The organism is Pseudoxanthomonas sangjuensis, from assembly GCF_010211755.1.
Classification (GTDB): Bacteria; Pseudomonadota; Gammaproteobacteria; order Xanthomonadales; family Xanthomonadaceae; genus Pseudoxanthomonas_A; species Pseudoxanthomonas_A sangjuensis.
Genome location: NZ_PDWR01000051.1, coordinates 1 through 1,491 on the forward strand (window position 1 = coordinate 1; position 1,491 = coordinate 1,491).

At 55.5% G+C, this 1,491-nt stretch carries 2 protein-coding genes; both read left to right on the plus strand.

The genetic code is table 11. The features are described 5' to 3' along the window. Positions 1-132: 132 nt before the first annotated feature. Positions 133-822 carry a HEPN domain-containing protein gene (locus CSC71_RS15195; protein WP_162375222.1) on the plus strand — a complete coding sequence of 230 codons (690 nt, stop codon included), beginning with the start codon at positions 133-135 and terminating at the stop codon, positions 820-822. A 64-nt stretch (positions 823-886) separates the two neighbouring features. Then, positions 887-1,255 (plus strand): hypothetical protein, encoded by a 369-nt coding sequence (locus tag CSC71_RS15200; RefSeq protein WP_162375223.1) that lies wholly within the window; start codon positions 887-889, stop codon positions 1,253-1,255. The last annotated feature ends 236 nt before the right edge of the window (positions 1,256-1,491 follow it).

Sequence of the window (1,491 nt, forward strand, 5' to 3'; positions counted from 1 at the left end):
GTCGGGACGTGAGATCCGGTGTGCGGCCCCTGCTGAATTACGGTGCCGCTACACCGAGGCGTTATCGGGCGCGCACACCGGGCTCTCGGCGTTTACAGTAGGGGAAAGCCAAGACATAAGGCGTTAGAGCTCATGGAAAGATCGCCGTCACTTAAGTTCAAAGACAACCTTGGCGAGGTGTTTCAGCTCATCTCGATACATTCCAAGCTGACCGGTGACGGCCCAGGCAGACGCAATCAAGTTGATGCGCTTAATAAGAGCGCCGTTGTTTTTGCCTGTGCGTCTTTTGAGGCGTTCGTGGAGGACCTTGCCAGCTCAGCCTTTGACCACATTGCCGACAAATCTCCGTCTATTTCAGCCATCCCAATTGCTATTCGCCGCGCCATAGCAAAACGTCTCAAAGAAGATCCGCATGAGCTGAGGATATGGGATATGGCGGACACCGGATGGAGGACGGTTGCCGCTAGCTACAAAGAGCAAATCATCCAAAAGCACATCGGCCCTTTCAACACCCCAAAACACGGGAATGTTGCTTCTCTTCTGAAAGAGCTACTTGGATTTGACGCAATGGACTCTTGCTTCCGCTGGAAAGGAATGCCTCAGCAAAAGGCAAAAGAAAATCTAAACAAATTTGTCCAATTGCGAGGTGAGCTTGCGCATGGCAAGCGCCCCGCCCCGCGCGTAACAAAGGCAGCTGCAATTCGAGATGTGAGATTTCTCGCCCTACTCAGCGTTCGCATGTCCAACGTAATGAGAGTGTATTGCCACAGCATCACAGGGCATTATCCTTGGCCCGCAGTACACATTGGCTCTGTCGAGTGAGCTCTAACAATTCATTCAAGCCGAAGCCGCTTCGCGGCTCGGCTTAATTCAGGCGTTAGGCCCCATGCCAAAGATCATCGTCAGCGTTTGGATCTATCTCTGTGGCGTTGTCGGGGCGGTCGTCACCGGCAGCCTCCTGTCCCAGGTCTTATCCGTTTTCCCGCCAAGTCAGATGGAGGCGTATGGACCAGTGGTTCCTGCGGTCGCGCGGTCTTGGTCCGTCTTTTTACCCAGTGCTCCGGCCATTCTTTGGTGTAGCGCCGCTGCTTCTGCGCTGCTCGGCCTCTACTTGTGGCGTTCTCGCGGTTCCTTAGAGACACGGCTATTCTCTGCTGCGGTTATCGCAGCCGTTAATCTGTTCCTTTCTATGTTCTTTTCCATGGCCCTGTTGGCGGCGTACTTCTACTTGCCCAAAGTCGCCAATGGGGCCTAACAATTCATTCAAGCCGACGCCGCTTCGCGGCGCGGCTTAATTCAGCAACTGTCTTGAGAAGGTGCCTTTAGGCGACAGCCGCCAAGGCCTTCAACTCGTCCCGCCGCCGCGCATTGACGATCGTCAGCAGCTTGCGCATGCACGCCACCAGCGCGACCTTGGCCACCTTTCCACGTGCCCGCAATTGTTGGTAGTGCGCCCGCATCGCCGGCTCCCATCGCACCGCCGATAGCGTC